Source organism: Clostridium sp. D53t1_180928_C8, assembly GCF_015667795.1.
Taxonomy (GTDB): domain Bacteria; phylum Bacillota; class Clostridia; order Clostridiales; family Clostridiaceae; genus Clostridium.
In genome coordinates this window covers 1-3,931 of the sequence record NZ_JADPEL010000095.1, presented here as the reverse complement: position 1 = coordinate 3,931, position 3,931 = coordinate 1, and the positions used below count along the sequence as shown (strand labels likewise).

Genomic DNA, 3,931 nt, shown 5'->3' with positions numbered 1-3,931 from the left:
ACAGGAAAGTTAAGCTCTACAGCGTCAATGGTACTGCACGGGTGACTGTGTGGGAGAGTAGAACGTTGCCAGGTAATTTGCGCTATTAGCTCAGTTGGTAGAGCACCTGACTCTTAATCAGGGTGTCCCCGGTTCGAACCCGTGATGGCGCACCAAAACCTTAATTTATCATAAGATAAATTAAGGTTTTTTTTATTTTCAATAATTAGTGTATAATAAAAAAGAAATAAAAATAAAAGGAGGGCTAAACAATGGCATTAAGAGGTAGAAAAGTAGCAATTGTTGGAACAGGATTAGTTGGATCAAGTACCGCATTCAGCTTAATAACACAAGGGGTTTGTGAAGAAATATTAATGATTGATTTAAATGAAGAGCGTGCTTTGGGAGAAGTAATGGATTTAAATCATTGTATAGAGTATTTAAATAGAAATACAAAGGTTAGAGTAGGACGTTATGATGAATGTGGAGATGTTGATATTGTTGTAATAACTGCAGGGGCACCACCAAAGCCGGGGCAAACGAGAATAGACACTCTACATTTATCTGCTAAAATAGCAGAGTCTATAGTAAATCCAATAATGGAAAGTGGATTTAAAGGATATTTTATAATTATTTCTAATCCAGTAGATATGATTGCATATCATGTATATAAATTATCTGGATTACCTAAAAGCCATATAATAGGAACAGGTACATCAGTTGATTCTGCAAGGCTAAAAAACTTTATTGGGGAATTATTAAATGTAGATCCAAGATGCGTTCAAGCATACTCTATGGGGGAACATGGAGATTCACAAATGGTACCTTGGTCTCATGTATATGTTGGTGGTAAACCGTTCTTAAAAGTTATTGAAGATAATCAAGAAAGAGTTGGAGATGTAAATTTAAATACACTTGTATTAGATACTGCTAAAGCAGGATGGGAAGTATATAATAGAAAAGGAACTACATATTATGGAATAGCAACAGCAACTGTTGCTATAATAAGAGCTATTATAAATGATGAAAATAGAATAATGCCAGTATCTACTTTATTAGATGGTGAATATGGGGAATTTAATGTATTTACAGGAGTACCAGTGGTATTAAATGGTAGTGGAGTTAAAGAGGTTGTAGAGATTGATATGTTGCCAGAAGAACTTGTTAAATTTAAAGAGTCAAATGATTTTATAAGGCAATGCATCAGTGAATTAGGATATGAAATAAAAAAATAGTTACATATAAGTTTTATAGTAAAGCTAAGTATTTTAGTACTTAGCTTTATATTTTAAATGTATAAAAAATAAAAAATGGAGAATAATAAAATTATTTTAAAAAATATGTTGACATATGTAGAAAAAATATATATAATAAGTACTTGTTGAGGGACAAATCAACATAATAAAAAAATAAATCTGGTGATGATGGCGTAGAGGAAACACTCCTTCCCATTCCGAACAGGAAAGTTAAGCTCTACAGCGTCAATGGTACTGCACGGGTGACTGTGTGGGAGAGTAGAACGTTGCCAGGTAAAATGGTTTACTAGCTCAGTCGGTAGAGCACTTGACTTTTAATCAAGGTGTCCGGGGTTCGATTCCCCGGTAAGCCACCAAAATCACTTCTATATTAGAAGTGATTTTTTAATAAGAACTTGCTTAGCATAATATATATATAAAAAGGAAAAGGTATTTAAGCCTTTTCCTTTTTTAATATTCTTAAAATATCATTTTTAATAAATTTGAAAAAATCTTTTATTGCTTTTATATCATCTTTAAAAGTTGTTTCTTCTTCATTAAAGAATCCGCTCTTATAACAAGACATAATAAAAAATAATAAACCGAGATTAATATACATATCTTTTAAATCAGCAATAAATAAATCACTTATACCAATAAAATCTAAGCTACCACCATAAAAAACTTTATCTATAAATGAACATAATGCACCTGCAAAAATAAATACAAAACACATATCTACCCAAAAGCTTTTTCCAGTTTTAAATTTAATATATCTATAAATTTCAATAAATAGCATTAATGATATTCCATTAATTAATATTAGCAATGGAAAGCTAATATTAAAGTTGAATCTTGCATTTAACCAAGAGCCTTGTGTATTTATTATTGGATTGAAAGATAAAAAGTTAGGGATTATTTCAAAATAACTATTAAAGAAATTAAGTTTTATAATTAATTTTATACCTTGATCTAATAACATTAATATTATAAAGGTAATAACTAATGATTTAGTACTTAACCCATGTGGATTTTTTGTACTATATATGTATATAATCCATCCAGTAAAAGCAAATACTAAGATTAAAGAAAGATTTAAAATTAAAGTATATAAATCATTAACTCTTCCACTGAAAACTTCAAACATGAAATATATAAACCACATAATTGGTAATATGCCGATTGTAAGCAGTTTATCTTTATTAAAAGAATGTTTCATAAATTCCTCCTAAAATTATAATAAGTATATCTAGATTTTAACATATTAAATATAATAATTCACTATGTTAGCAATTTATTCAAAAAAGTTGTTATAATAATAATTGGGAAGAGAATTTTATTGAAATTAATATTTAATATGTTAAATTAGGAGGTTAGTAATTATGTTAACAATTTTTGCAGTATCAGACTCAATAGGGGAAACCGCAGAACAAGTAGCTGAGGCAGCAGCAAGTCAATTTCCAGATCAGGTAGAGGTAAGAAGAATACCTTATGTTAAATCCTTAGAAGATGTAGAAGAGTTAATGATAGATATAAAAAATTGTGAACAAGCAATGATTGTATCTACTATAATCACAGTAAATGTAAGAGAATACTTAACTCAAAAATGTGTTGAAAGCAATTTATCTGTAATAAATGTTTTAGGTCCTATAATAAATGTTGCTTCATCGCTTTTAGATAAACAACCAGAATATAATCCAGGTGCGATGTGGAAGACTGACGAAGCTTATTTTAAAAGAATTGAAGCTATGGAATTTGCAATGCAATATGATGATAGTAAGGATTACAGGGGGTTAAAAAATGCAGATGTAGTTTTGGTTGGACTTTCAAGAACATCAAAAACACCTCTATGTATGTATTTGGCTAATAGGGGAATTAAGGCTATTAATATTCCATTAGTTCCAGAGGTTGAGGTACCTAAAGAATTATATGAGATAGATAAACATAAAATTTTTGGATTAACAATTAATCCATTACAATTAATAGAAATAAGAAAGAGAAGATTAGATAAGTTTCATAGAATACCTTCGAATATTGAATATGCAGGAGATGCTAGAATATTAGAAGAGTTTGATTTTGCTGACAGGATAATTAGAAGATTAGGATGTAAGACTATAGATGTAACACAAAGAGCTATAGAAGATACAGCTTTAATTATTATCAAAACTTTAGGGTGTGATAAATAATTAAATTAATAAATATAATAGATATGATTATTTGTAATAGTAAATTAATAATAAGTATAAATATTAATTTATAATATAAAATCATTATAAATATATTTGAGATAGGTGTAATAAGATTAATTGTTGCACCTATTTTAATAGTTTTTTTCTTTATTACATTAAAAATAAAGAAAAAGGTTGACATATATATTTAGTAATGATAAGATAAAACACGTCGCTAATGACAAAGTGTTTAAACAATTTAAGAATAAGTTGTTGACAGGAAACTTTTGAAGTGATAAAATAACCATTGTCGATTACAAAAGAAGTTAAAACTTTTTAAAAAGTTGTTGACAGATAGGGTAATAGATGATAAAATAAATAAGTCGCTTCGGTGCGACAGAGTAAATGGTCTTTGAAAATTGAACAGAATATAGTTAAAGTAAACCAGCAATTCTTTTGAGAGTCTTAAAACAAGACTCAAAGTAATTTGAGCAAATGATTAAACTTTTTAGTGAGAGTTTGATCCTGGCTCAGGACGAACGCTGGCGG

3 protein-coding genes, 2 tRNA genes and 1 rRNA gene are annotated in these 3,931 nt (G+C 28.7%); 5 read left to right on the top strand and 1 reads right to left on the bottom strand.

All coding sequences use genetic code 11. The features are described from left to right. The first annotated feature begins 79 nt into the window (after positions 1-79). From I4V51_RS20395 to I4V51_RS20380, 4 genes are all read left to right on the top strand, one after another. Positions 80-155: transfer RNA gene (locus I4V51_RS20395), tRNA-Lys, on the top strand. Positions 156-251: 96 nt separating this feature from the next. Further along, on the top strand, positions 252-1,214 hold the full coding sequence (locus I4V51_RS20390) for an L-lactate dehydrogenase (protein WP_195990273.1): 963 nt from the start codon (positions 252-254) through the stop codon (positions 1,212-1,214). A 179-nt stretch (positions 1,215-1,393) separates the two neighbouring features. Next, positions 1,394-1,510, top strand: a 5S ribosomal RNA gene (rrf, locus tag I4V51_RS20385). A gap of 5 nt (positions 1,511-1,515) precedes the next feature. After that, positions 1,516-1,591, top strand: a tRNA-Lys gene (locus tag I4V51_RS20380). Between the two features lie 77 nt (positions 1,592-1,668). Here I4V51_RS20380 and I4V51_RS20375 read toward each other — a convergent pair. After that, positions 1,669-2,433 carry a signal peptidase II gene (locus I4V51_RS20375; RefSeq protein ID WP_195990272.1) on the bottom strand — a complete coding sequence of 255 codons (765 nt, stop codon included), beginning with the start codon at positions 2,431-2,433 and terminating at the stop codon, positions 1,669-1,671. 163 nt (positions 2,434-2,596) lie between these two features. On the opposite strand from I4V51_RS20375, the gene I4V51_RS20370 reads away from it, so the two are divergent. Next, positions 2,597-3,400 (top strand): pyruvate, water dikinase regulatory protein, encoded by an 804-nt coding sequence (locus tag I4V51_RS20370; RefSeq protein WP_195990271.1) that lies wholly within the window; start codon positions 2,597-2,599, stop codon positions 3,398-3,400. Positions 3,401-3,931: the final 531 nt, after the last annotated feature.